The sequence below is a fragment of the Granulosicoccus sp. 3-233 genome (genome assembly GCF_052681095.1).
On sequence record NZ_JBQYLE010000064.1, the window covers coordinates 1 to 531 of the forward strand.

Consider the following 531-nt stretch of genomic DNA (forward strand, 5'->3'; position numbering starts at 1 on the left):
CCACTCTGACTCGCCGATAATCTCAGTCTCGGCTGTCAGACACTGTTTTTTATGAAAGCGTGACAGCAACTCCTCGAAGTCGTTATAGCGACGACCGGGCACGGCGAGGATGAACTCCAGTGGCTCTCCACTCGGTGTTTTCAGGACTTTCAGCTCATCGAGGTTGTCGACCGACAACAAGCCTCTATCGGCCACGGCAATGACCCGTCGAATCGGAAAACGCTGCATGACCGTTTCCAGTGTTGTTTTGAGGGTAGATACCTCGGCGACATTGCCATCGAATACGTCATGGTAGATCGGCAAACCTTCCGCGGTTTGCACCACACCCAAGACGAACTGTCGCTTGATGCCGCCCTCCTTGGAAACACCAAAGTGCCTGACATCACCTGCCTGTTCTGACTGGCCTTCGGCAGTGATGGTCGTCAGGTCGTAGAACACAACAGACAGCTCCTGATCGATCAATGGTCGCAGTAGCGACGACACGACCTCATCCACTTTCTCGCGCTCATCCATCAGCGCATCCATGGATCG

General features: G+C 54.2%; 1 protein-coding gene. It reads right to left on the reverse strand.

Annotation, left to right across the window (positions count from 1 at the left end):
* Nucleotides 1-531 (reverse strand): IS1634 family transposase (locus tag ACUNV4_RS30460; RefSeq protein ID WP_430882443.1); only part of this gene is annotated, 531 nt, incomplete at both ends.